The organism is Actinoplanes sp. G11-F43 (genome assembly GCF_050589265.1).
In the GTDB taxonomy this organism is placed as follows: domain Bacteria; phylum Actinomycetota; class Actinomycetes; order Mycobacteriales; family Micromonosporaceae; genus Actinoplanes.
The window spans coordinates 1-1,263 of the sequence record NZ_JBNZCE010000102.1 but is presented as its reverse complement, the minus strand read 5'-3'; the positions used below and the strand labels follow the sequence as shown (position 1 = coordinate 1,263).

The 1,263-nt window shown below is 66.2% G+C and carries 1 protein-coding gene; it reads right to left on the bottom strand.

Translation table 11 applies throughout. The annotated features are described in order from the left end of the window. Positions 1 to 631: 631 nt before the first annotated feature. Positions 632 to 862, bottom strand: coding sequence for a hypothetical protein (locus ACQ0O7_RS45110; protein ID WP_430792102.1), 231 nt, complete (start codon positions 860 to 862; stop codon positions 632 to 634). Positions 863 to 1,263 lie beyond the last annotated feature (401 nt).

Genomic DNA, 1,263 nt, shown 5'->3' with positions numbered 1-1,263 from the left:
ACCTGGACTCAACGGAGCTTCGTCCATATCCGACACGCCAACGCAGGCACCGTCACTCACCGCCACTATCGATCATGAAACGGCCGTGGGGACAGCGGTGCCCTGTCGCGTGTGCCCGCCAACGTCGGCAGCGCCCAGGCATCTCCCGCGCCGTGCTCCGGACAGTCGGCGGTAGCGGCCTCGGCTGCTCCCGTCCCGCCTCGATCGCCCAGTCCACAGCCTCCACCCGCGCCGGGTCAGGTGCCCGCGTCGGGTGCGGTGCCCGAGCCACTTGTTGTTTCTGCATCGTGTGCGGTGCCCGCGTCGGGTGCGGTGCCTGCGCTACTTGCTGTTCCTGCACCGTGTGCGGTGCCCGTGTCGCGTGCGGTGCCTGCGCCATTTGCTGTTTCTGCACCGTGTGCGGTGCCCGCGTCGGGTGCGGTATCCGCGCCACTTGCCGTTTCTGAACCGCGTGCGGCTTCCGAGGCTTCCGTGACCTCTCCGGCTTCCGCAGTGCGTGTGGTGCCCGCAGAGCGTGTGGCTTCAGCCGGCATGCCTTGCCCTCCGGCGGACCGTCGGCGATCTCCGACAGCGGCCACGGCATTTCTGAGGGCTGGACCTGCGACAAACTCCGCTCAACCGAAGAGCCCGATCACACCAGCAACACCGTCGGCAACCCGGCCGGCACCGCGTGCAGCACGTCCCGCCGATCCGATCCGGCGGGTGCCAGCGATCCGACGACCGCTGGTGATCCGTCAGTCGCCAGCCGCAGCGGCACCCGCACCCGCACCGGCACCGGCACCCGCACCCGCACCCGCACCCGCACCGGCAGCGGCACCCGCACCGGCACCGGCACCGGATTCAGCATCAGTACCGGTTCCACCCCGTCGGGTATGGATCTGTCTCCTCGATGAGGGTGACGGGCGCAAGATGCTGACACTCGATGACGTTCGAGGCAACCTATTCACCAAATGGATCCGCGCTTCATTCCGGGAGACTCCTGTCCGGATCGCGGTGAGCATGTCCCGGCATTCGATAACTTTTTCCCACGGCTGCCGGGTGCCAATAATCGCCGAACGGAAACGCGGTCCACCAGAAGAATATGCGTCTTTTTCATCTGCTTCGGCCGCAGTTTCTCGGCATGGGCAGGTGCATTCTCACTGGCGGATCCGCGCGTCGAGGCTGGGAGTTGCTCCCAGGGCCTTTGCAAGGTAGAGGTTTGACCGTTTCAAGCGATTCCGAGGAGTTGTAGGGATCGGTGCGGCTTTCTGCTGTTGTGGCGGA